Source organism: Sporosarcina sp. resist (assembly GCF_014302295.1).
Taxonomy (GTDB): domain Bacteria; phylum Bacillota; class Bacilli; order Bacillales_A; family Planococcaceae; genus Sporosarcina; species Sporosarcina psychrophila.
This window is the reverse complement of sequence record NZ_CP060287.1, coordinates 2387828-2413975: the sequence shown is the minus strand read 5'-3', so window position 1 is coordinate 2413975 and position 26148 is coordinate 2387828. Positions and strand designations below refer to the sequence as shown.

Below are 26148 nucleotides of genomic sequence, written 5' to 3'. Positions count from 1 at the left end.
AAACTCCTCTAGTCAATTTATTTTTTCATCTATGAACTGCTCAAATTTCTGTGCCAAATAAGAATGGATAAGCGTCCCCTGATTGGATTCAAACAATTCGACACTTTTTTCGTTTTCGATAATTAGCGCACTAATGAAACTCAGTACTTCTAAACCCTGTTTATGGTATTGATGGGGGGCTAACAACAGTAATAAATGCTTGACTTCGCTATCAGTTCCGTCCATTGCTGTCATAACGATTGGGTCTTTGAGTGTTTGAATCGTAAACGAAGGCTTTAGAACTTGTTCATGACGGGTGTGAAATAAAGCGAGCTTTGTTTCAGGTATTCCTATCCCACCAAGAGCTTCTCTTGCAAATAGAGCATTTGCTACAATTTCATCATCTTTTATAATTTTTTGCTTTTCCAATTGATGGCATGCTACCCGTATACACTTTTTTATCGACATATATTCATTTTGTGATGAATGCTGAAAACCCGATAATAACTCGGCTACAGTTTCCGTGTATAATTGGATATTTTTCATTCTGTTAATTATTTCATCAACGCTTGAACGAACGCGATTTAACAAGGCAACCGGTTTTTTTATAAGCATCTGCCTTCTTGCATACAGCTGAACTTGCTTAATTTCTTCTTGTGTCATAAACGGACTGACGATCATATATTCCTTAGTAAAATCTTGTAAGTAAATAGTGGAAATAATTAAGTCTCTATCTGAGATTTGAAGTTCATTCAATTCAAATAGAGATACATTCACTACTTCTGCAATTTCTGGTATTTCCCGTTGAAGTCGCGATACAAGCATTTTCGATGTTCCAATGCCACTAGAACAAACAATATAGGCTTTTAAGTCCTTTTCGCCCCTCAAGCCAAGTAAAACAGATCCGAAGTGCATAACTAAGTAACCTGTCTCTTCATCGGGAACTCGTAATTCTGGAAATACTTCTCCTACTGCATCCTTAACTAGTTGAAACAGTTCTTCATAGTCTTTACGAATATTTTTCAACAATGGATTGGTGATACCCATATTCTGTCGAATTCGATAAATCGCAGGCTTCAAATGTGTAACAAGACCTTCTAAGAGGGGCGCGTTGTCCTTCAAATCTTCACCCGTAGCATCTTCCATGTACTGAATCAGTTTCTTCGCTTGCATGAACGTTTCCAAATTGGAAGCTTCAAGTAATTGTCCTTCATTATGACGAAGCTTAGCTCCTTGAAGATGCATCGTAATATATCCAATCTCAGCATTAGGGATATCAATCTGGAAACGGGTCGCTAATTTTGTGATAATTTCGTGTGCAATATGGTATTCCGGTTCCTTTGTTAACTGCTCCAAATATATCGTATCCATCTGAATGTTTTCACCTAACATAATACGTTCAATTGCCAAAGTTAAATGAACGATGAGTCCGACATAAGCATTGTCCGTAATTGGAAATGGGAGTACTCGATTTAATTGTTGCATGACATCTTCAATAACAAGTAATTTTTTCCTATCAACAAGATGTAATAACCGTTTGGATATAGAACTTTCGTGATTCCCAAACTTCTTCTGGATACGTTCTTTAATAAATGAAAACAACTCGTCTTCTTTTAAAGTCTTGGCAATCACGTAACTCATTGCTCTTCGTTTTGCTTTTTCGGATCCGCTTATTTTAATTCCATACCCTCTTTTTTTCACTATTAAAAGTTGAAAGGGTTTTAATTGTTCCTCTAGCTTTAGTAAATCTGAACTAATCGTTGCAATCGCTACTCCTAGTTCATTTGCGAGCGCAAACAGCTTCACAGGTTCTGTTGATTCATATAATGTGCAAAGAATCATTGTTTGCCTTTCGTCCAATGTATACTCGCGAGAGGAGAAAGTGTTTAGCTTTTGTTTTAATATTTCCTTATTTGTTTCTTCCCCTAGAATCTGAATGCCAACCCCAGTTTTCCTTATAAGTTCAAGGTTGTATGGACGCAATAACTTTTCTATCGTATTCAAATCGCGGTGAATGGTCCGAGGGCTGACTGCTATTTTCTCCGATAACTCTTTAATTGTTACTTCTTCATTTCTGTTGATCAATTCATCCAAGATAACTTTTTCCCGAGCTGAAATATCCACGTTAAACACCCCACTGAAATGCTCTATAATCATTGGTAAAACTCAGCCTAATTTCTTTCGAATTAGGCTGAGTTTAAGTGTACACTCATTACTTTTTCAGTTTTTCAAGAAGTTCATCGTATCTCGGACTATTTAAAAAGTTTTCGACAGAAATATGATATGCGTTTGGTGATTTTGCTTTCGCACGTTCAGTTAGATCTTTATGAGTGATTACTACTTCCGCATCGGGCGGTAAGTTACTGATAGCCATATTCGAAACCGCAACATCAATATCAGCTTTTTTCACTTTATTCCTCAAAATTGAGGCACCCATTGCGCTGGAACCCATGCCTGCATCACATGCAAAAATAATACTTTCGACATTTGCAAATGACACTTCTTGAACAGCTTCTTCAGCAAACGATTGTTGCATAAAGTCTGCTGCACGGCTCTCTTTACCTTTTAACGCAGACGTTTTTTCCGTAGCTTTTAACAAGTCATCCTCTTCAGTTTCCTTGCCTGTTTTTAAGATGATCGATGCTACAATGAATGACACAACTGTTGCAAAGAGCACGCCCGCGATAACAGCTACAAAGCCACCTTTTGGCGTCATGGCAAGGATGGCAAAAATACTACCTGGCGATGCCGTGGCAACCAAGCCGCCTCCCAATAATTGAAATGTAAATACGCCCGTAGCGCCTCCTGCAATGGCAGCAACCAATAGCAATGGTCTCATTAAAATGTAAGGGAAATAAATTTCATGAATCCCCCCGAGGAAATGAATGATCCCTGCCCCTGATGCCGTTTGCTTCGCCATCCCTTTACCAAAAATCATATACGCAAGTAATATCCCGAGACCGGGTCCTGGATTGGCCTCTAATAGAAAGAGAATCGATTTACCTGTTTGTGTAGCTTGCTCAAGCCCAATCGGACTTAACACACCATGGTTAATAGCATTATTTAAAAACAACACTTTTGCTGGCTCTATCAATATGCTAGCAATTGGCAATAAATTCGCATCGACAATCGCTTGCACACCTGCTCCAAGAGCTTTATTCAACGCCTCTACAACTGGGCCAATTCCTTTAAAAGCAACTAAAGCTAAAATGAAGCCAATAATACCTGATGAAAAGTTATTGACAAGCATTTCAAAACCTGATTTTATTTTCCCTTCAACTAATTTATCAAATTGTTTAATGGACCATCCACCTAAAGGTCCTACAATCATTGCACCGAGGAACATTGGAGCATCTGGTGCTCCAACAATAACCCCCATTGTGACAATTGCCCCAACGACTCCCCCACGAATATCATGGACAAGACGGCCACCTGTAAAACCGATTAAAATTGGTAATAAGTAATAAATCATAGGATCTACCAGTTCACTAAAGCTTGCGTTCGGAATCCAACCAGTCGGAATAAATAATGCTGTAATAATCCCCCAAGCAATAAATGCACCGATATTCGGCATGATCATCCCACTTAAAAAACTTCCAAAACGTTGGACTTTCATTTTGAATCCTGAATTTGTTTGCTGTTCATTTTCCATAAACATACACTCCCTTCCTTTTTTATAAAGCGACAACTGTTTGATTACTACCAATAATAAAGCGTTTACATTCGTTAAGCAATTGAATGTAAACGCTATTTTGTCACTTCTATTGTTGCCATGTGTGTGCTTGATGGAACTAAGTATACACATAGCTCTTCTTTATTGTCAGAATTAACAGTTCTCATTCTAGTTAATGGTCAACGCATATCTATCTGCTGATAAATCGTAATTAATTCTCCGGATATTGTGTTTGCAAAAACGTAACCGATTGAGTAATTAACTCTTTTAATACGTTCGTATCGATATCATCGACTTTATTAATGTACACACATGCTTTGCCAGAAGTGTGTTTTCCAAATGTCGCCAACAATGCATCACGTTCGCTATCTCCGGGTGCAAAATACAAACTAGTTTTTGCTTTTCGCGGAGAGAAACCTGCCAAAGGTGCGTCACCTTCGTGGCCCGTTTTGTATACATAATGATACGATCCAAAACCAATAATGCTTGGTCCCCACATTTTTGCTTCAAAGCCAGTCGTCTCTTTAAATATATCGAGTAGCGTGTAAGCATCTGCACGTTTTTTCGGATTTTCTACATTCTCAATAAATTCAATAACATCATTGTCTGTTGCCTTCATTTTTTGTTCGTACATATTTTATTCCCCCTCTCTTCTATCACCCTACGAACTCGTCTAGACATTTTTTACATATGCATGATTTTCTCAATTGATCGTAAGGTACTAGGTCGAAAATTGCTTTCGGAAAGAACTCTCCACTACACCAACATATACCTAGAGATTTTTCTGTGGAATTACAGCAATTATTATTGCCTTTACAAATAGGACATTGGTAACTTTCTGCTGTATCGAATGCTTGGACCATCATTTTACCTCCCTTATTTACACAGATTATTTCAGAGCTCATTATACATATCTCACACATTTAAACGGTCATAGGACTAAACGATTAGTATTGCTTACACATCAGAAGAAATTTTTGATTAATTAATATGAAGATATACGAGCAGTTGATTTCATTTCACTTTTCCTTAAATAATTTAAGTGATGAATTTCTACTCTATAAATTAAACTTTTTATATGTTTCTGTAAAAAAGGTTTAACTTTTCCGTTGTAATCCTCAAGTGATTTGCATACATAGTCTTCGTCCATAGAAACAGTAAAACTACATGTGATCACTACAGATTGTTCTTCCTCAGTAGTTGAATACCGCTCGGTTATTTCAATAATTTTCATACTTACAAATTTGTTTTTCATATATGTTTTTGTTTTTGGTAATTTACTGTTGGACAGAAAAGATACAATTCCTTTTACATAAATCATTCTATTTACCTCCTAATTAAGCTGGGAAAATAGATTTCTATATAGCTAGTGAAATCCTTAATATATTGATTCAGATATTGGTAAGATACACGCCATACTCCCCCTGCTTATGCAAATGCTTTGCATGTATTGTATCACAATAAGAACATCGGTTTCATTATTTTTCGTCGCTTAATTCATGCTAACAACAAGGGAACTTGGTTCTCTAAGTCAAAATTTAACTTTGCAACATAATTGAGCAAAGCATCGTCCAATTAGGAAGAACTACAAGAAACGAGTGGATGATATGAAAAAGAAAATAGTCATAGCTGGTGGAACGGGTTTTATAGGTCAATACTTTGAAGAGAAGTTTACGAATATAGGCTATGAAGTAATTATCATTTCAAGACAACCCCATCATCTTTTTTGGACGGATAGCGTAGGTATTGCAGATGCCTTAGAAGGTGCCGAGATGCTCATCAATCTTGCTGGGAAGTCCGTCAACTGCCGCTATAATGAGAAGAATAAAAAAGAAATCCTAGACTCCAGAACTGGGACCACAGAAATACTTGGAAATGCTCTACTAGCCTGTAAAAATCCACCGCCATTATGGATCAATTCGAGTTCGGGTACGATTTATCGACATGCGGAGGATCGACCTATGACGGAGGCTAGTGGCGATATTGGAACCGGATTCTCCGTAGAAGTAGCACAAGCTTGGGAGAAATCTCTATTTGATTTTCAGCTATCCCAAACAAGGAAAGTCGCTTTAAGAATTGCTATTGTCCTTGGTGAGGATGGTGGAGTGATGGAGCCCTACCTCAACCTCGTCCGCTTTGGGCTCGGCGGAGTACAAGGAACAGGTAATCAAATGTTTAGTTGGATTCATATAGAAGATGTGTTTCGAATCATCCTATTTCTTCAAAGCAACGAACAATTGAATGGTATATTCAATTGTTCGGCTCCCCAGCCGATCACGAATCGAGTATTCATGACACAACTGCGAAAAACGATGAACCGAAAGATCGGATTACCCTCGCCAAAATGGATGCTCGAAATGGGAGCCATCTTTATGAACACTGAAACGGAATTGATTTTGAAAAGCCGTTGGGTTATTCCTGATCGATTAGAAAAGGAAGGTTTTCAGTTTACATTTGGTACAATCGGGGAGGCACTTCAACAAATACTAAAAAGTTCTAATAAGATACAATGATTAATATGGACATAAAAACGGTTCAAGGAATAATACCCCCTTGAACCGTTTTTCATCGTAAAGTATTGGGTTTCAATTCCACTGTACATATTCCTCAATTCATCTAAAAAGCTGGTCGCCTATCGTATTTCCGCTTCAACTCGTCAGTGACTGGGACAGCACCATTTTGACCACATGCTCGTTGATAATGTCCTATAATTTCACTCCGCTGTTGATAGGCTTTTCGACTATATATATTGAACAAATGAATACGGCGTATACGCTTTACAAAGGCTTTTGGGTGGCCACTGAAAAGCCCCACTACATAGAGCAAATTAAAATTCCTGCCAATACCGCTTCGACGCTTTGTGGATGCCTCCCGCGATAAGCCAGAAAGACGCACCTTCGCTGGATGGACTATGTGAGAAAGAGCATTTCGTTACGGGAATGAGACCTGCAATCTCTAGTCCGTCCTTCTTGAATTAAATCACTATCAAAAAATAATCACATTATAATCTCGGCATATACACTCCGAATCATAACTCTCTTCAATAATGAACAACGCTAGCGTAGGCGCGGCAAAGGGGTAGCCGAAGCCGTGAGACTGGATGCGAAGCGCCAATCCAGGCTTAGGGCGAGAGGCGTCAAGCGTTCTACACACCCCGAATTACACCTCTCTCATTATTGAGCGCCACAGTAAATTCAATGGGATTCTTTAATTCAACATATTTAGTTGCAATTTGCATTTTTTTGAATGAAACCCTTCTCTACTCTCTTTTAAACTAGTATTTGCAACAATCTTGTTTGCGTTAGATTCTGTCACTTGACACCTATTTCACTTTATCGCCCTTTAGGTTTATTTATCATCTTTTTTATAATTCGAATCTGACCTCGATGATTTAGTTCGTCTTCAAATACATGAAACCATTTAAAATAATTGTTCGTGGGTAGTCCATCCCAAAATGACATTTGTTCAAATAACCATTCATCTTTCAATGTTTTAAACGTTTCAATTGTTTTGTTCCTTGTTTCAGCTAATTGTTCCAAATAGAAATCAATGCTATTTCCTTTAATTTGATCTCGCGCACTATTCCCTAAATCTAATCCTGGATTTAGCGTACTACTATCATCATCTGTAATATCTCGATTTTCGAACGTGAAGATTTGGTATGCCTTTTCAACCGATATCATATGAGCAAGCAACATTCCGATTGAATTCGATTCTTCTCCATAAAGAAAATCCAATTCTTCAACTGTTAAACTTTCGATTTCACGAATCGTTGTAACTCTAGTATAATCCATCATAGAAACCAGTTTACTGAACTCTAGACTTAACCCCTCTTTTTGATCAATTAAAAATATCGTATTATTCTCCAAAAATAGTTCACTCCCGAAAGTATTATTTAAATGACAACTGCCGTAACTAAATGGGAAATTGAATCGATACATCAGCTTGAATGTGATTGAATCTCTACCGATACACTTTGCTTGGTTGCTAATTCCCTGCTAGACTAACTATCTAATGGAGCAATTCGATAACGAATTGGCCATCGCTAACTTTTTCTTCTCATCAAGCATGTTAGAAAATAAGAACTTAGGCTCGATGGGTGTTTTAGACTCCAAGCCAAAATTATTATCCAATATTTCTGATATCATTATCTTAACATATATAGGAGATATAGTGATACATACCTTACCCTAGATCAGCATTTGGGACGATTGAACGCAAGTCGTGATAAAGTATTAATTGAACTAATAGGGCTTTTCTCAGCTGTTTATCCCACCTAGAAAGATCGTTCTGCGATTTTTTAAAATGGGGCTCATATCCCCCTTTGCAGCGAGATGAAAGATTTTATTAAGAAGAGGTGCAATGATGAATATATTTACACAACACAACCCGACGAAGTTATATTTTGGTAGGGGGCAAATTAGTCAATTATCAACAGAAGTTGCTCATAAGAAAGTTCTTCTAGTTTATGGTGGAGGCAGTATTAAGCAAAATGGTGTCTATGAAGATGTGATGAAAGAACTCACTAAAGCAGAAGCCATGGTATTTGAATTTCCTGGTGTGGAACAAAATCCACGTTTAACAACGGTGCATAGAGGCGTTGAAATTTGCAAATCAGAGGGAATCGATATTCTTTTAGCCGTCGGTGGCGGAAGTGCGATTGATTGTACGAAAGCTATTGCTGTTGGAGCTAAGTATGACGGAGATGTTTGGGATTTAATTACTCGAAAAGCTCCGATAACATCAGCTCTCCCAATCGGAACTGTCCTTACATTAGCGGCAACTGGCTCTGAAATGAATCCGATATCTGTTATTTCAAACTGGGACACAAAGGATAAACTTGGTTGGGGTTCGCCACATGTATTCCCGCAGTTTTCAATCCTGGATCCGACTTATACGTACTCGGTGTCCCGTAAACAAACAGTATATGGAATTGTCGATAGTATGTCTCATGCTCTTGAAAGTTATTTCCATCGTACAAGAAACACGCCTATGATCGATGGATTCATTGAATCACTACTCCGAACAGCGATTCGAACTGCACCAAAATTACTTGAAGACTTAACTTCTTTTGAACATCGTGAAACGATGATGTATATTAGTACAACTGCATTTAATGAAACATTGTCAAATGGAACAGATGGCGGTGACTGGGGGTCTCATCGAATAGAACATGCACTTTCGGCTGTTTATGACATACCACACGGTGGAGGACTGGCCATATTGTTCCCAAACTGGTTAGAGCATGTACTTGAAGATGATCCATCCCGAGTAAAAATGTTGGCAATGAACGTTTTTGGTATTTCTGATAAAGGCAAGAGTGATATTGAAGTCGCAAAAGAAGGAGCGAAAGCACTTCGTACATTCTGGGATTCTCTCGATGCCCCCAATCGTTTGAGCGACTATGGGATTGACGACAAAGATATTGAATTAATTATCGATAAAACTTTTATCAAACCTGGGGTTGGCCTTTACAAAGAATTAGATCGAAAAAGTGTCAGAGATATTTTAATTCGTTCTATGTAAGCTTGCAGGTCAATACATCAAATAGAAAGCCATAGAAAAGAAACCACTTTTGAAATAAAGTGATTTCTTTTCTTTGTCATATAACTGAACACTAACACCTGACTATACGCTATTTTATGGACTCTGAAAGCCAGATCGTAATTTAACAAATTCGAATAACAAAGGCACATTACTATATTTTTGCAATGAAGCCGTCCTTTCAGAAATCTTTTCCCAGCTTTCCTTATAAGAATCTGCACCGTTTACCAATGGCATAGATCCCTGTAAAAAGTCTTCAATTGGTATCTCCAACTGCTCAATAAACCGTTCTACTTCTGGAAATTTCCTATCCTTTTCTGGATTGGGTTCTTTGAATAGAACATGTTCCAAATTTCTTGAAAAGTAATACATACGGTAGTCGATTTCACCAGCAATTATCTTATCCAATGCCTTCATTATATTGATATTTGTACTTCTATCCATATTTCTAGCTGCTATTTGTTGCTTTTGTTTTTCATGCGGAACAGTTATTCGATCCTCGTGGTAAAGCGTTAATTCTTTTTGGGTGTCATCAATAACAATCGCATCTTCTGGGATGAAACAGCCATCCATATCAATAATATGCAATACACAGAATACATCTTCAGGACGAAATTTACTTTTTATCATAAATTCATTTACTGCATTTCCAATCACAGACTTGATAGGTTCTTCCGGCCTGTCCAAGTCATATAAAATATCGCCGTGCTGAATATGGAAACGTATATTATGCTGCTCGAAAAGACTGCGTAACCGATTGTATAGCAATACCTCTTCGCAGCTTCCCTCGACAAGTAATAACACGACCTTCTTTTTAGTATTTGTCATGTATAATCCCAGCTTTTCGGAATGCCGTTTTAATATCATATAAATTCGTTTCTGCATAGACTTCTTCGTCTTGACCGCCCAGTTGCACTGCACGTAGATAGATATCCCGTGCATTGCTTAGCCTTTCAACCCCTTTTAATTGTTGGTATCTATCCTCTTCGTTAAGAGTCGTAAACCATAAGTTTCGAATTGGAAGCACTTCTAATATTCTTAAATTATGAGAAGTGAAAAAAAGTTGACCTTGTGCATTTTCGTTCAGAACTTCTAATATTTCGCCAAGTAAGTATTCAAAAATCCCTGCATCGAGCTCATCAATTACAACACAAGCGTTCGGATTATTATAAACTGCAATAAGAGTACTTAAGATAGAAATGATTTTCAATGTACCTTCCGATTCACTTCGTAAAGGAAGTTCAATCTCCCCTTGTTTTGATAGAAACTCAAAGCGAACCCCTTCACTGCCATCACTCAACTTCTGCTTATTGATCTGCCTTATCTTTATTAGTAGGCCTGGGATAATGGTCTGCAAGACAATATTCGTCTGACTAACCACTTGGTCAATCGTTTTAAATAAGTCCAGTGGTAACACCATTGTGTCCGCCATCTCATAGGGTATATGTCCACGCTTTCTTTCCAAATGAACACTAAAAGGCATAACAAGATTGGCAACTAATAAACCATATTGAATCGTATCAATGATGTGTAAATCACGATTAAGGTCATCTGAAAGACTTTTCATGATTTCAATTTCAGTTTCTTCTAAATGCTCTTCATATACTTCCTTTAACTCTTCTCGAAATACAAAAGAAGTTGAGTTACTAGTGGCCATTCTATTGGCTACTATGACTGAGACCCTTGCAGATTCATTCATTTCATGTGATTCATTAGCTCCTATCGTTAATCCTTTAACAGTTTTCGAAATTAGAACTTTGAATGGCTCATTTTCCTTATTTTCTCGATATACTACTTGTTCTTCGACAACTTGATACCTTCCTTTTCCCGCCGTCAAAGAAACTGAATAGTTAACGTAGAATTCACCGAATTGATTTTCAACAATAAATTGAAACAATAAACGAATAGTCTTTTCATTAAAATATAGCAAATTAGATGTGAGCTTGGGAAGTGGAGCATTATAATTGGCTGATAATAAAGTCTTTAACAGATTGAACGCTTCCACTGCCGCAGTTTTCCCAGAACCATTTTGACCATAAAACCCTATGACATCAGCTTTCTCCAATGTATTGAAAGTTGAATTTGTGTGAAACTCACCATTTTTAACGTTTTTCAAATTAGTTATTTCTACTTTGGTTACCCTGACAATACTTTTCATGGAGGTCCTCCTATGAATTTCTACATAAAATGAAGATATTCATTTACTTTCAATGATAAATGCATTTAAAGAGTAAATTATTAAATGCGTTTATCGGCGGTGAAAATGTAATTTACTTATCAATATGCTCTTACTTGTCATAAGTTATTCAGGCTAGCAATTGGAAGCTGTAGTGAAATTAGGGTGTATTGACTGAGTAGCTTTACACAGACGTCTACCTAAAACTAATTTTCAATGCTTTAGAAATATTTACGTTATATTTAAGACAACACAAAAATGCCTACCGAAACGATAGGCATTTTAACATACGTTTTATCTTTGAAAAGTCTCGCCGTTGATTATGACTTGTGTGGCACGGAATGGGATATTTACATTCATTGAGAAATACGGCTCCAAAATGCTATAAAATGACTCCCATTGACTATCTACTTCATCATATTTACCATTAAGCTCCAAGTCAATGATGCCAGTATAAATTTTTTGTAGTTTAGAAAGATCTTCCTTAGATACTTCGAAATCATAATAAGCCATTTGTTCATCAAATGTGGGCATTGGATTGGCAGCGCGATAATACGGACGCATCACGGAGTCAAATGCCTCCCATTTATCCATCGCCAGTTGATCGTCTCCATCACTACTAGCCTGGCGAGCATCCTCATATAATTTCTTTATCACCGGAAAATCTGTTTTGGAAATAGTCGTACCTAAATCTATAATATACTCTTCAAATGTGGGCTCTACATAATAAGTATTGACAATTTCAAAAAACTGATCTAATTTAACGCCAGATTCTATCTCCGCCCCACTTTTTGCAAGTGAAACCCATTGATAATATAGTTCTTCCATTTGCAGCAGGTCATTAGCCGTAAATGGATATTCAAACATACTTATATAGACGTCAAATGCTTCAGGCTCCCAATTTGCAAGATAATATGGATTGGTTATTCGATTAATTTGCACCCATAGTTCTCCTGCCTCCTCCCATAACTCATCCTTTTCTAAAGTCATTACCTCATTGTAAAGAAGTTCAAGCTTTTTAATTTCATCTTTTGTCACCCCGAGCGGTAGATTTTTAACAAAGTAGTCAAAGCTATAAAAATCCGCAATGCTTTCCAGGACTTCTCCTTCGATTTGCACCAAAGCTCCAACTGAGAAATTCATCGCCTGGATTTTCTCCTCAGTAAAAGTATGCAATCCTACATGGTAGCGTTCACCGCTATCACCTTTAACGATTATTTCATTACCCCAATTTTCAACGACTGTCCCTTTGACAATCTGTCCAATTTGAAAGTGTGATCCAGTTTGTTCCACCGCTGCGAAAGTATAAGATGGCATCACTCCGCCAATCCCAAGTGCTAATGCTATAGAAAGGACCAACATTCTCTGCTTTTCTCTGCTCATATCTCATTCCCCTTTTACTAAATAATTGTGTAAGAAAAATACGCTTGGACAATATTCATTCTTCCATCTAAATGTCATTGAACCATTCATTATATGTTCTGACTTAATAAATGATGACAAACAAATAAAAGAAAAAATGTTGTATTCTTTCCTTTGCTATAATGAACTATAACGAAATGTATTTAATAGTTAGGGTGTGCGTGCATGAATTCGAATGAAAAACAACCGCCTGATTTTAAAGACGTTGATTCAAATGAGGAAATTGATGATGAAGAGCTACAAGCACTGGTATTAGAAGCACAACAGGAGGTCCTTTATAGAGAGGCGCAAGAAAAAACAAACCCCAAAACGAAACGCCCATTTCCAAAATGGCTATTTTGGCTTATCTCCATTGTGATGGTTTTCAACACATTTGCGATCATTTTTGAAGTGTATTCAATCCCAGCCATTGAATTCTTACAAACTTCCTCAAAATTATCGAAGCAAGAAAACATTGGTACCTATAAGAAATCTGTTGTTGTTATTCAATCCGCTGAAAGCAAAGGCACAGGTTTCTCCATTTCGAGTGACGGAACTATTCTAACAAACTATCATGTTGTCGAAGGAACCGACACAGTAAATGTCTTTTTCCCAGTAGAAGGACGTTTTACGGCAGAAGTTGTATATACCTATCCATCAGTCGATCTTGCTGTATTAAAAGTCAATGGACAAGACCTACCCCATTTAGAACTCGCTGAAAAAACGACTTTTACAGCTAATGAAGCCATAAACTTTATTGGTAATCCTTTAAGTTTTAAGGGCATTGCAAATGAAGGTACGATAATTGATTATATCCAGCTACCAGATTGGGATGTACCTGTCGTTATGATGAAGGCACCGGTTTATCGAGGTAATAGCGGTAGCCCCGTATTTAATAGCAAGGGGCTGGTGATTGGCATTGTTTTCGCCACGTTAGATCATGAAACACATGGAAAAGTCGGTTTATTTGTTCCGGTAGATGAGTTTTATGATCGACAATAAGTAGTGTTTGTAGATAAGATGTTAAATAGATATATAGGTGGTGTTTGGCAACCATTTTCAACATCAAAGAATCCAAATACAAAGCCACTAAAGGAAAATTAATTCCCTTAGTGGCTTTACTTTTTAATCTTATTTAATTCGTAATTCTGATTCGCTATCGAAAAAGTGTGCTTTATTAAGGTCAAATGCTAAGTCGATTGTTTCTCCAGCCACAACATTGAAACGCGCATCTACACGTGCAACAAAGTCTTGGTCATTTACTTTAGAATAAAGTATAATCTCGGCTCCCATTAATTCAGCAACTTCAATCGAAGCCCTGATTTTTGTTTCAGGAGAAAAATCAAGGAATAACGGTTCATCATGAATATCTTCTGGACGAACTCCTAGAATGATATCTTTACCAATATAGTTTTGCTCGCGAAGATATTTCATTTTACCCTCGGGTACCAGAACCTTTACATCTCCCATGACAAAATGATTCTCTTCTAGTTTACCGTTTAAGAAGTTCATTGCTGGAGAACCAATAAAACCACCAACAAAAACATTGTTAGGTTCATCGTAAACTTCTTTAGGGGCTCCTACTTGCTGAATAAATCCATCCTTCATTACTACGAGGCGCGTGGCCATTGTCATCGCTTCCGTTTGGTCATGGGTTACATAAACAGTTGTTGTTTGCAGGCGCCTGTGCAACTTTTGAATCTCCGCGCGCATTTGTACGCGTAACTTAGCATCTAAGTTAGATAATGGCTCATCCATTAAGAATACTTCGGCATCACGTACAATAGCACGTCCTAAAGCAACACGTTGACGCTGTCCACCTGAAAGTGCCTTTGGTTTACGATTTAAGAGGTCCTCAAGTCCCAAAATTTTAGCCGCATTATCAACACGTTTTTTTATTTCATCTTTTTTAAATTTACGTAGCTTCAAACCAAATGCCATATTATTGTAAACGTCCATATGTGGATATAATGCATAGTTTTGGAAAACCATAGCAATGTCACGATCTTTTGGTGGGACATCGTTCACTCTTTTACCACCGATGAAAAGATCTCCTCCTGATATTTCTTCCAAACCAGCAATCATTCTAAGTGTTGTTGATTTTCCACAACCTGATGGACCAACTAATACTAAAAATTCTTTATCTCTAATTTCCAAACTAAAATCTTTAACAGAAACAACATCTTTATCATATACTTTTCTTATATTTACCAATTTCAAGTCTGCCATTTTATTCCCTCCAGTGTATGTAAGTGCTTTCATCTACTATTAATAGAATACAATATTTACACTATTTGAGTAATGGTGAATATGCACAAAGATCTGGACAGTATTCGTGCATATTTACTATGAACGGTGTTTCCGAACAAATGGAGTTACTTTCTGGCTAAAAGTGCCAGGTAAACTGTCATTGCATGATGAAATTGTCGGACATCAATCCCCGTCTTTTCAAAAAAACGATCCAACCGATATTGTAGGCTATTTCGGTGCATATGTAATACTTTTGCAGTCTCCGATATATTTAAATTACATTGAAGAAACGTTTCAATCATTTTCAGTGTTTCTTCATCGTTTATGTATTCTTGTAAAATAGTTTTGCCAATATCGGAACGTAAATCTGATTCTGTTTGATTGATAAGTAGATAGGGCACAGCATCAATATACGTTACTACTGTCTTATTCGTATATATAAATACTTTCTTAGCCGCATTTATTAATGAGTGATAATACTGAGCGATGTCCTCCAAACCGTCTTTATAAGATCCTATAAAGAAGTTGATTTTCACGTATAAATCGCTCATGAGTATATCTTTAATCTCTTCAAAAGAGATGCTATCTTCATAGACTGTCTGTTCTTCTATAATAATCCCTTCATGTCCATTTTCCCATAGAATAGGAACTGGATTTGCAAATAGTTCTTGAATGGCATCTTTAAATATAATTGGGTCAATTTGATTTTTTTTGATTGAAAAGTAAATAAAGCGATAGGGATTTTTAATTTCAAAGTTAGGATTTACTTCAGTCGAATGAACTGTGTTTCTCCACTTTTGTTCTTCAGCGGTAGGTAATGGTAAGTTTATATTATATGGCAATAAGAAAGTAGTTAATAATGATACATCTTTGGAAGTTAATTCTTCTTCACTAATACCAATAATTTCATTGTCGTCTGTCACAAACCACTTATATGTACGGTCTAGGTTATCCTTTCTCTCAGAATATACAAGAAGTGAAGAATAAATTTTACGTAATTGATTGATCATCAAAGCACCTCTTTACCTTTTTCGAAAAACATTTTCACTTTAGATTATTATGTCAAAATTAATAGTACCACATTAATACTTACATACGCCTTGCGATTAGATGATTCCGTTTTTGCAACTACACATAAACATAAATATGATGCAGTTCCAGTAAAACAAAGTAATGTAAAAATGCCTAAGGAATTTTCCCTTTGGCATTTTTGTGATAACCAATGTATTAGTAAAAGTTTCTGCTGAAACAAGCATAGACGCTTTTTACAGCCTCAATACAAACTCAATACGCCCCTCTAATTTCCCGTTGCACTTCATCCTTGTAAAATTCCGCCAATTTGGTCATTTCCTTTTCCGTAAAACTTTCTACGTTTACAGCTTGCAAGTTATCTTCTACTTGAGCAACGCTTTTAAATCCAGGTATTACACAAGAAATTGCATCGTGTTCTAAAATCCACTTGAGTGCCGCCCGTGTCATATTCCCTCTATTTTCAGCTATCCAAGTAAGTTTGTCACTTAACTCTATACCCTTTGCAAATTCTACCCCTGCAAATGTTTCTCCAATATTAAATGCTTCTCCATCTCGATTAAAATTACGATGATCATCTATTTCAAACTGTGAATTGGCTTTAAATTTCCCTGTTAATAATCCACTTGCTAGTGGAACCCGCGCGAGAATACCAACCCCCTGTTCCTTTGCTTGCGGAAATAGTGCTTCTAACGGCATTTGACGAAATAGGTTAAATATGACTTGCAATGCACTAACATTAGGTTGCTCCAGGCAGAATAAACCCTCTTCAACAGTTTCAACACTAACACCATAATAGCGAATTTTCCCCTGTTCCTTTAAACGATCAAGTACTTCAAACACTTGACCATTCTTTAAAATCTCCATTGGTGGACAATGAATTTGAAACAAATCAAGTTGATCGCGATTAAGTCGTCTTAAGCTGTCTTCACAATACTTTGTAACACTTTCCATTGAGTATGTTTTAGGGTCATGTACATCCCCTGCTCGACAGAATTTAGTTGCTATATGAATTTCAGATTGTTTTCCTTTGGTTGCTTTCGCTAAAAGTTCCTCACTATGGCCATCTCCATAAACATCTGCCGTATCGAAAAAGTTTACACCTTTTCCTATTGCGTGGTCTAAAGCTTTCAATGCTTCTAGATCATTCGTTCTTCCCCAAGCTCCGCCAATTGCCCAAGTACCAAAGCTGAGCTCACTTACCTTTAAATCTGTATTGCCAATTTGACGATAATTCATTTTTCCTCACTCCACTTATCCAAGTATTTTTTAACAAAGCCTATAACAACAGATTTGAAATACAAGAACAAAAGCTTTAATACGTATACTAATTAATAAAAGCCGTTTTGGCACTCACGATAATATTAATTATTCACTCTTTTACGAACAAATCATATCCATTTCATTTCCGCAAAACTTCGGTGAACATGCTTCAAACTGTATATAATAGTTCTATCCTATTTGGATTCACTTGTTCTTGTTAGATCTCATCAGTGACTTTTATGTCAGAATTTCACACTTAGCTGTTATGTTTGTCATTAACTTCTTCACCGTTATGCAGAATAGTTACTAGTATTTCTATAAATAAGAGTCCTAACTAACTAGTTTAGACTCTTATTTAAAAGGACTACCTACGGAATTCTAAAAGCCTTCGATTAATATCTTTTGTTTGACCGTAAATATCCTGATAAATAGCGAACATCTTTTTATATTTTTCCACATTAGTTTTATTGGGATGAAATCGTTTATCTTCCTTCAAGAACTCATTCGCGCAATCCTTCAATGAATCAAACCATGAACATCCATAAGCTGCTAACATGGCTGCCCCCATACCTGGTCCTTGTTCGCTTTTAAGTCTAACAATATCAGCATCGAAAATATCAGCCTGCATCTGAAGCCAATCTTCATTTTTCGCACCACCACCAATTGATATGACCGTATCGATTGGTTTACCATTTTGACGAAAAATATCAATAGTTTCATTTAGCGAAAATGTAATCCCTTCGAGAATTGCTCGAACAAAATCTTTTCTTTGATGTGAGCTGTCCATTCCAATAAAACTTGCACGAATTGCGGCATCTGCATGTGGTGTTCTTTCACCCACCAAATAAGGAGTAAATACCAGTCCATTAGATCCAACAGGGACAGACCCAACATCGGCTAGTAAATCATCGAAAGATTCGTCCCCCGCAAAAACATCTTTAAACCAAGTTAAGCTATAACCCGCAGCCAGAGTAACACCCATTGAGTAAAACGCGTCGGGAGCACCATGATTAAAGTAATGAACCTTTCCTTGAAAATCTTTATCAGGACTTTCTTCATAAGACAAAACAACACCAGATGTCCCAATACTACAAAGTGTTTTTCCATCCTCTAAAATCCCTGAACCAATAGCACCACAAGCATTATCAGCACCACCTGCAAATACACGTGTAGAGTTGGCAAGACCAGTAGATTCTGCAAATTCAGATGTTATCTTACCTACTTCCTGATAGGAGTGAACTAATGGTGGACAAAGACTGGTATCAATATCTAGTAATTCACAGAGTTCTGTACTCCATTCTTTTTTACTGACATCCAATAGAAGTGTTCCAGCTGCATCAGAGTACTCCATTTGTAATTTACCTGTAAGCTTGTAACGCAAGTAATCTTTTGGAAGAACAAACGTCTTAACCTTACTAAATAACTCTGGCTCATGTTCTTTAACCCATACTATTTTTGGTAAAGTGAATCCTTCTAATGCGTGGTTTTTTGTAATAGATAACAAACGCTTTTCTCCAACGACTTCATAAATTCGCTTGCACTCCGCTGTTGTCCTTGTATCATTCCAGAGAATCGCATGACGTAATACTTCATTATTTTCATCTAACAAAACAAGTCCATGCATTTGCCCAGAAAAACTAATGCCTTCAATATCTTCTGGATCCCCATCGAAATCCTTCAAAAGATCCAGAAGCCCCGATACAGTCTGATCCACCCAATCTTTAGGGTTTTGCTCACTATATCCCGTTTTCTCTTGAATTAGTGGGTAGGATTTCGATACCTCTTGAACAACAGCACCATGTTGATTGACGAGTAAAATTTTAACAGCACTTGTTCCTAAATCTATCCCTATTACATACTTCATAGCTACATCTCTCCTGCCATTCAAAACTTAATTAGTTAGCGAAAGCTTTCAATAAGTATTGATTGATTGTTGCTTTAATTTGTTCTAAGCGACCAGATGTCTGTTTAATATCTGATAAACCATAAGCATACTCTTCCAGTTTACGGAAGTCTGTTTTCCCTTCAACAATAGCAAGTCCAATACCTTCAGTGTAACTCTGGTAGCGATTTTCGACTATACTTTCCAAGACCTTATCATCAATTAAATTTTGTGCCACCCTTAAACCTACTGCAAAAGCATCCATTCCAGCAATATGTGCATGGAATAAATCTTCTGGCTCAAATGAACCTCTTCTTACTTTCGCATCGAAGTTTAGGCCGCCCCTACCAAGTCCGCCATTTTTAAGAATTTCATACATTGCAAGTGTTGTTGACCATAAATCCGTAGGGAATTCATCTGTATCCCATCCGATAAGTGGATCCCCTTGGTTTGCATCAACTGAACCCAGCATATTATTAATGCGTGCATAGTGAAGTTCATGTTCAAATGTATGTCCCGCTAATGTCGCGTGGTTTGCTTCAATATTGAACTTGAAATGATCTTCAAGACCATAACTTTGCAAGAATGCATGTGCAGTAGCTACGTCATAATCATATTGATGTGTTGAAGGCTCTTTTGGCTTAGGTTCAATTAAAAATTGGGCATCAAAGCCAATTTCTTTGGCGTAGTCAATAGCCATATTATAGAAACGTGCTAAGTTATCCAGCTCCAGCTTCATGTTTGTATTCAGAAGTGTTTCATAACCTTCGCGGCCACCCCAGAATACGTAGTTTTCTGCACCAAGTTCCTTACCGATTTCTAATCCCTTTTTCACTTTAGCTGCAGAATAAGCAAATACATCTGCACTACTTGAAGTGGCAGCACCATGAACAAATCGTGGGTGTGTAAAGTTATTCGCCGTATTCCAAAGTAATTTTGCTTTACTATCTTTCATATAGTCTTTGATCATACTTACAATTGTATCTAAGTTTTGATTAGACTCTCTTAAACTGCTACCCTCTGGTGCTATATCAATATCATGGAAACAGAAAAATGGTACATCAATTTTATCGTAAAATTCAAATGAAGCATCTACGCGGGCTTTAGCTAAATCCATACCACTAAACTTATCCCACGAGCGAATCATGTTGCCTCCGCCAAATGGATCTGAGCCATTCATCGTAAATGTATGCCAATACGAGACTCCGTAGCGTAATATTTCTTCCATTGTTTTATCACCGATTTTTTCCTCGGGATTATAAAATTTAAATGCATATGGATTTGTTGATAATGAACCCTCGAATTTAATCTTGTCAATGTTTAGGAAATAAGTCATTGTTTGTACCTCCTAGATTTTTTATGTTACAAAGCAACAGCGAATGTAAAGGCTTACATTTGTAATTATAACACAAATCATTAGTTTGTCTATTAGTTAAACAAAGTTTTCAACTATAAAACTGATTGCATTTATCACTGGAAATGATGAACTTTTTATACGAGTAGTGTATGCTTTTAATGATTCCTCTTTCTATTAAATAATGAGATTGGCTTATTCTATAAGTCAGGAAATAAGGGTGGTTGTCAATGAATCCTACTAGTGGCTTTATTTATAACGTTTTTGAATGGATAACAAGGTTTGCCTATTTAAATTTATTGTGGATACTTTTTTCATTAGCAGGCGGAATAATTTTCGGCTTTTTCCCAGCTACTATAGCAATGTTTGCAATAACCAGAGAATGGTTAAAAGGAAATACAGAAAAGCCAATTTTAAAAGCCTTTTGGGAATACTATCGGAGAGACTTCTTAAAAAGCAATCTTTTGGGAATATTTATTAGTATAATAATCTTCTTAATTACGATTGATATTATTTACATTCAAAGTAATACTAATGGGGATTTAACATGGACATATATACCTTTATTTGCATTTATGTTACTTTTCATTATGTTATTATTTTATATCTTTCCTGCCTTTGTTCATTACGATATAAAAGTACAATATGTTATGAAAAACAGCTTTTTTATTATGTTAATAAACCCCTTCAATAGTTTATTGATAATACTCTGTCTTGTACCACTCTTTTTTATTATGAAAGGTTTTCCTGCCTTGGCATTCATATTTGGTGGAAGTTCATATGCATACATAACAATGTGGATCAGTTTACATGCTTTTAATAAAACGAATAAGAAAAATGGCAATCCCGTTAATATCGAGAATTAACGACTATTTTCACGAAAAAAACTTCACACAACGGAGCAACTCAATCCCCCGTTGTGTGAAGTTTTTTATGTGCCATACACTTATTACCCTTTCACTGCACTAGCAGAAATCCCTTCAACGACTTTATTACTAAAGAAGATGAATGCAAGAATAATTGGTAACACACTAATGATTAACGTTGCTCCGATTGCTCCCCAGTCTGTCATATATTGCCCAATAAAGTTTTGAATACCTACTGTTAATGTTTTATATTTTTCTGAACTTATAAACGTATTTACAAATACAAATTCATTCCAATTATAAATCATATTAATAACCACAGTAGTAGACATTACTGGTACAGTCATTGGAAGAATAATTTGGAAAAACAATCGATGAACTGAAGATCCATCTATAATTGCGGCTTCTTCTATTTCACGAGGTAATGTGTAATAAAAGCCGAGTAATATCATCATTGTGATTGGTAAATTATAAGCCGTATATGTAATGACAACAGCGAAAGGATTATCAATTAAGTCTACGCTTAAGAACATACTGAAAAGTGGTATCAAAGCAGAGTGTATTGGAATCATTAGTCCAACCATAAACAATCCCAATACGAAACCGCTTAACCTCCATTTCATTCTTGTAATTGCGAAAGTCGCCATGCTCGCAAACAATACTGTTAGGATAATCGCTAGACCAGTAATCCAAACACTATTGAAGAAATAAATGCCTATTCCACCATCCCAAACCTTTTGGTAGTTTTCCCATCTAAACTCCGACGGTAGAGCAAATGGCGATCCAGCAAATATCTCTTTATTATCTTTTAATGAGAAAATGAAAAGCCACATTATTGGGAGTATCTGGAATAATGCTACAACTGCTAGACAAACGTAAAGAAAAAAGTAACCAATGCGCCCCATATCATAAACCTCCTTCTAATATTCTATTGGCTCGTTGGAAGTAGTAAATTTCCGAACAACTAACGTTACTACTAAGGTAATGATCAACAATAAGAATCCAATGGCACTTCCATATCCAAAATCATAACTTGAAAAAGCTAATTTATACATATAGGACGCCATGACCTCACTCGCTCCATTTGGTCCTCCACCAGTCATAACATAAATCAAATCGAAGTACTTTAGTGATCCAACAATAGCTAATACGACCGTGACGCTTACTACTTCTTTAATTAGAGGTAACTTAATCCTAAGGGCAATTTGAAAAGCAGATGCACCATCAATTTTCGCTGCCTCTATCATCGACTCAGGAATATTTTTAAGTGCTGCATAGTAAATCAAAATATAAAACCCAGCATATTGCCACAAAATTGGTATGAAAATAGCAAATAATACTAGTGAAGGCTCGGCCAACCACGCGGGTGGATTATCAATCCCTATCTTGATAAGAATAGCATTTAAAATACCATTCGACGGATTATATACTTTTATCCAAAGTTGAGCGATTGCAACTGAAGATAAAAGCATCGGAATCAGGTATATTTTCCTCAGTAAATCAGCGCCTTTTATTTTGGATGCCAATATTAATGAAACTAACAAATATAGCGCTAAGCTCATTGTTGAGAAAATTGCTAGTAAAAACGAATGATAAGCACTACTCCAAAATTTGAGATCCTTAATCCCATTAATATAATTTTCTAATCCAATAAATTTCATTGCACCAATGCCGTCCCAGTCCATTAATCCATAGTACCCCGTAAGGATTAACGGAATAAATATTAGTACAGTAATCAACAGGAGTGCTGGTAAAATATAAAGTGCTATATATAGCTTATTTGACATTACTTTATTCATTACACTCAACCCCATATCTTATGAAGTAGAAGAGGACCATCCGATGTTAAGGATATGTCCTCTTCATTGTTAATTTGACTTTACGCAATGCAGAATGCTTTTTACTATTTCGAAAGGGCTTCTTCGTGCGCTTTCGCAAACTCTTCAGGTGTCATTTGATTCCCAAAAAGTGCTTGAATCGCATCTAAATGCACTTGTGCTACACTTGGACTCATTTGAACGTCAGCAAACATAGTAATATTGCTTGCTGAATTAAGTTCATCCAATATATCGATATACATTTGTGGCAGGTCTAAGGATCCAGCATCCACTTTTGATGCTGGAATAACGCCAGCTTTTGTGACAGATTTCTCGCCCCATTGTTTAACAAAAAATGCGGCAAATTCTTTAGCTTCTTCTTTTACATCAGAATCTTCCGCAACAAATAATCCAACTCCAGGTCCCCCAATAAAACTATTCATATCTCCCTTTCCATCCACAGTTGGAAACTTGAGATACTCTACAGAATCTCTAAATTCTTGAGGTACATCTTCATTTGTTGTGTAATTTGGTAAATCCCATGTTGCAATTAAATACATTGGTGCTTGTTCATTCATAAACATACTTTTCGCTTCTTCATCAGAAAGACCATTAAATCCTTTGACAAATGCCCCCATATCAACAAGGTTTTGTACTTTTTCTGCTGCTTCAATTAATGCTGGATCCTCGAAAGTACCGGATCTATCGATCGCTTTATTAAGGACTTCAGCACCACCAATTCGGTCTGCTAGATACATATACCATAACGAACCTGTCCAAGGATCTTTGTTACCTAAAGCGATAGGTTGTATTCCATCTGCCTTAAATACATTAATTACATTTTCTAGTTCCTCAAATGTTTCTGGTGCTTCGAGATTATGCTCTGCAAACATAGTTTTATTATAATATATTGTCGCAATGTTCAATTCTAGTGGAAGACCGTAAGTCACCCCATCTATTGCATAAGCCTCTACAGTTCCTGGAATGAATGTATCGCTTAATTCTTTATCAATAAGATCATCTAATGGAGCAAACATATTACCACCTACATAGGGTTCTAAAAATCCTGCTGCCCAAGTCATTCCAACGTCTGGTAATTCTTTAGATGTTGATAGAACCTTTAACTTATCTTTGTATTGCTCATTGCTTAACACTTCTAAATCAATTTTGACACCTTCATGTTCCTTTTCAAAATCAGCAATAATTTCACTTACAATTTCATGATGCTGTTTAGAGCTCCCCTCGGGCCATAGATGCATAAACTTTATTTCAGTATCACTAGATGTTTTACCTGAATCTGAACAACCTACTAATAATAAAGACAAAACAAAAGTGGATAACAGAATTGTAAACGCTTTCTTTTTCCTCATTATTTATCTCCCCCAACTCAAGTTTTTGAAACAACAATATTCAGATTGTTGTATGCATTTTCATTATAGCAAAGAGGAAGTTGTTAGTCTAGTGGATGAACAAAGTTTTTTCTACGTCTATTTTTGTGATTTTCAATTGTGTTTTTCCCAAAAATAGGAAAATGACGTTATAATTCTTTCCACAAAAGTTAGGTAGACACTCAAATCAGTTGAATACGAAGTTGTATCTAATCAAGTTTTTATTTGTTAGAATGAAAAAAAAGAGAGAAAGAGTTGAATGGAATGAAGATGGATGCTAATCAAACTTGGAATCATCATGTAGTCAAAAAAGGCAATAAATCTTTAGTTTTAGATAAAATTAAAAATAACTCCCCTATTTCAAGGGCTGCTGTTGCAAATCAAACTGGTTTAAACAAAGGAACTGTCTCATCCTTAGTGAGCGAATTACTAGAGGATCACTTAATCTATGAGTCTGGTCCAGGTGAATCTAGCGGCGGGAGAAGACCTGTCATGTTATTATTTAACAATTCAGCTGGCTATTCGATAGGAATAGATCTAGGGGTGAATTACTTACTTGGCGTTTTAACTGACCTAGACGGAAATATTTTTCAAGAGAAAGTAATGACTTTTAAGAACCTTTCTTATAATGAAATTGAAGAACAATTATTTAACACCATCGATTCCCTAATTTCTTCTGTGCCACCTAGCCCTCACGGAATCGTTGGAATCGGTGTTGGTGTACCGGGAATAGTTGATAATAGTGGGGAAGTTTTGCTAGCGCCAAATCTAAACTGGACAAACGTTAATTTAAAGTCAATTTTACAAAAAAAATATAACCTTCCAGTCATTATTGAAAACGAGGCAAATGCTGGTGCCTACGGAGAGAAGAAATTTGGTGCTGGAAAAGAGTTTGAAAATATCATTTATGTAAGTGCTGGGATTGGAATAGGTGTCGGACTTATTCTTAATGGTTCTTTGTATAAAGGGTCCAATGGTTTTTCTGGTGAGCTTGGCCATATGACAATACAAGTTAATGGTTCTAAATGTCGTTGTGGAAATGATGGTTGTTGGGAATTGTATGCGTCAGAACAAGCATTAATCAATAACGCTGGACTGTTAGATATCCCCCTCCCTTCTAACAAAGAAGGCGACTTAAATAATTTATTAACTCTCGCAGAGAATGGCAATAAAGAGGTTATCAAACTATTTGAACAAACTGGGGACTATTTAGGTGTAGGCATAAATAACATTATTAATATCTTTAATCCACAACAAGTGATTATTGGTAATCGGATGGCCTCTTCTAAAAAGTGGCTAGAGGAATCTTTGAATACAAGAGTAGCTAACCAAGCTCTATGGTTTCAACGAAGTGATTTACAAATTGATTTTTCGGAGTTATCCACACTCTCGTCCGCATTAGGCGTAGCTGCTTTTTCAATAGAAAACTTTTTAAGTGTTAGTATCCAACAAAGAAGTATAATTCAAATTTAAAGTAGTAGTAACGGCAAACCTTTTGTTACTTTAGTCATTCGTTAATCAACTAT

Annotated in this window: 22 protein-coding genes; 5 read left to right on the top strand and 17 right to left on the bottom strand. The window is 36.4% G+C overall.

Annotated features, from left to right (window positions below; all coding sequences use genetic code 11):
- Positions 1-12 precede the first annotated feature (12 nt).
- The 5 genes from H7992_RS11710 to H7992_RS11690 form a co-directional block, all read right to left on the bottom strand.
- On the bottom strand, positions 13-2103 hold the full coding sequence (locus H7992_RS11710; RefSeq protein ID WP_187047670.1) for a BglG family transcription antiterminator: 2091 nt from the start codon (positions 2101-2103) through the stop codon (positions 13-15).
- A gap of 88 nt (positions 2104-2191) precedes the next feature.
- Positions 2192-3631 carry a PTS mannitol transporter subunit IIBC gene (locus H7992_RS11705; RefSeq protein ID WP_187047669.1) on the bottom strand — a complete coding sequence of 480 codons (1440 nt, stop codon included), beginning with the start codon at positions 3629-3631 and terminating at the stop codon, positions 2192-2194.
- Between the two features lie 232 nt (positions 3632-3863).
- Positions 3864-4286, bottom strand: a complete 423-nt coding sequence (locus tag H7992_RS11700) for a DUF1801 domain-containing protein (protein WP_187047668.1) — start codon at positions 4284-4286, stop codon at positions 3864-3866.
- 22 nt (positions 4287-4308) lie between these two features.
- Positions 4309-4515: a cysteine-rich CWC family protein gene (locus H7992_RS11695; RefSeq protein ID WP_187047868.1), complete on the bottom strand. Its 207-nt coding sequence runs from the start codon at positions 4513-4515 to the stop codon at positions 4309-4311.
- 122 nt (positions 4516-4637) lie between these two features.
- Entirely contained in the window at positions 4638-4973 is a 336-nt protein-coding gene (locus H7992_RS11690) for a hypothetical protein (RefSeq protein ID WP_187047667.1), read from the bottom strand.
- A 286-nt stretch (positions 4974-5259) separates the two neighbouring features.
- Here H7992_RS11690 and H7992_RS11685 point away from each other — a divergent pair, with 286 nt between their 5' ends.
- Positions 5260-6165: a TIGR01777 family oxidoreductase gene (locus H7992_RS11685; protein WP_187047666.1), complete on the top strand. Its 906-nt coding sequence runs from the start codon at positions 5260-5262 to the stop codon at positions 6163-6165.
- 819 nt (positions 6166-6984) lie between these two features.
- Here H7992_RS11685 and H7992_RS11680 read toward each other — a convergent pair.
- A complete protein-coding gene (locus tag H7992_RS11680; RefSeq protein WP_067213926.1) occupies positions 6985-7449 on the bottom strand; it encodes a DinB family protein in 465 nt (154 codons plus the stop codon).
- 568 nt (positions 7450-8017) lie between these two features.
- Between H7992_RS11680 and H7992_RS11675 the strand changes: the two genes are divergently transcribed.
- Positions 8018-9178 (top strand): iron-containing alcohol dehydrogenase, encoded by a 1161-nt coding sequence (locus H7992_RS11675; protein WP_187047867.1) that lies wholly within the window; start codon positions 8018-8020, stop codon positions 9176-9178.
- A 114-nt stretch (positions 9179-9292) separates the two neighbouring features.
- Here H7992_RS11675 and H7992_RS11670 read toward each other — a convergent pair whose 3' ends face one another.
- From H7992_RS11670 to H7992_RS11660, 3 genes are all read right to left on the bottom strand, one after another.
- A complete protein-coding gene (locus H7992_RS11670; RefSeq protein WP_067208802.1) occupies positions 9293-10024 on the bottom strand; it encodes a hypothetical protein in 732 nt (243 codons plus the stop codon).
- Positions 10011-11354 (bottom strand): AAA family ATPase, encoded by a 1344-nt coding sequence (locus H7992_RS11665; protein WP_187047665.1) that lies wholly within the window; start codon positions 11352-11354, stop codon positions 10011-10013. Before H7992_RS11665 ends, H7992_RS11670 begins: the two co-directional genes overlap by 14 nt.
- 312 nt (positions 11355-11666) lie before the next feature.
- Entirely contained in the window at positions 11667-12755 is a 1089-nt protein-coding gene (locus H7992_RS11660; protein WP_187047664.1) for a hypothetical protein, read from the bottom strand.
- Between the two features lie 204 nt (positions 12756-12959).
- Here H7992_RS11660 and H7992_RS11655 point away from each other — a divergent pair, with 204 nt between their 5' ends.
- Positions 12960-13775, top strand: a complete 816-nt coding sequence (locus tag H7992_RS11655; protein ID WP_187047663.1) for a S1C family serine protease — start codon at positions 12960-12962, stop codon at positions 13773-13775.
- Positions 13776-13904: 129 nt separating this feature from the next.
- Here H7992_RS11655 and H7992_RS11650 read toward each other — a convergent pair whose 3' ends face one another.
- The 5 genes from H7992_RS11650 to xylA form a co-directional block, all read right to left on the bottom strand.
- Positions 13905-15002, bottom strand: coding sequence for an ABC transporter ATP-binding protein (locus H7992_RS11650; protein ID WP_067208792.1), 1098 nt, complete (start codon positions 15000-15002; stop codon positions 13905-13907).
- Between the two features lie 146 nt (positions 15003-15148).
- Entirely contained in the window at positions 15149-16033 is an 885-nt protein-coding gene (locus H7992_RS11645) for a PucR family transcriptional regulator (RefSeq protein WP_187047662.1), read from the bottom strand.
- A 274-nt stretch (positions 16034-16307) separates the two neighbouring features.
- Positions 16308-17291 carry an aldo/keto reductase gene (locus H7992_RS11640; RefSeq protein WP_187047661.1) on the bottom strand — a complete coding sequence of 328 codons (984 nt, stop codon included), beginning with the start codon at positions 17289-17291 and terminating at the stop codon, positions 16308-16310.
- A gap of 388 nt (positions 17292-17679) precedes the next feature.
- Positions 17680-19179 carry a xylulokinase gene (xylB, locus tag H7992_RS11635; protein WP_187047660.1) on the bottom strand — a complete coding sequence of 500 codons (1500 nt, stop codon included), beginning with the start codon at positions 19177-19179 and terminating at the stop codon, positions 17680-17682.
- Between the two features lie 31 nt (positions 19180-19210).
- Entirely contained in the window at positions 19211-20533 is a 1323-nt protein-coding gene (gene xylA / locus H7992_RS11630) for a xylose isomerase (RefSeq protein WP_187047659.1), read from the bottom strand.
- Positions 20534-20781: 248 nt separating this feature from the next.
- On the opposite strand from xylA, the gene H7992_RS11625 reads away from it, so the two are divergent.
- A complete protein-coding gene (locus tag H7992_RS11625) occupies positions 20782-21417 on the top strand; it encodes a YesL family protein (protein ID WP_187047658.1) in 636 nt (211 codons plus the stop codon).
- 83 nt (positions 21418-21500) lie between these two features.
- On the opposite strand, the gene H7992_RS11620 is transcribed toward H7992_RS11625, so the two are convergent.
- From H7992_RS11620 to H7992_RS11610, 3 genes are all read right to left on the bottom strand, one after another.
- Positions 21501-22322, bottom strand: a complete 822-nt coding sequence (locus H7992_RS11620; protein ID WP_187047657.1) for a carbohydrate ABC transporter permease — start codon at positions 22320-22322, stop codon at positions 21501-21503.
- Positions 22323-22337: 15 nt separating this feature from the next.
- Positions 22338-23216, bottom strand: a complete 879-nt coding sequence (locus H7992_RS11615) for a carbohydrate ABC transporter permease (protein WP_187047656.1) — start codon at positions 23214-23216, stop codon at positions 22338-22340.
- A gap of 104 nt (positions 23217-23320) precedes the next feature.
- Entirely contained in the window at positions 23321-24604 is a 1284-nt protein-coding gene (locus H7992_RS11610; protein ID WP_067208771.1) for an extracellular solute-binding protein, read from the bottom strand.
- Positions 24605-24892: 288 nt separating this feature from the next.
- Here H7992_RS11610 and H7992_RS11605 point away from each other — a divergent pair, with 288 nt between their 5' ends.
- On the top strand, positions 24893-26095 hold the full coding sequence (locus tag H7992_RS11605; RefSeq protein ID WP_067213924.1) for an ROK family transcriptional regulator: 1203 nt from the start codon (positions 24893-24895) through the stop codon (positions 26093-26095).
- The last annotated feature ends 53 nt before the right edge of the window (positions 26096-26148 follow it).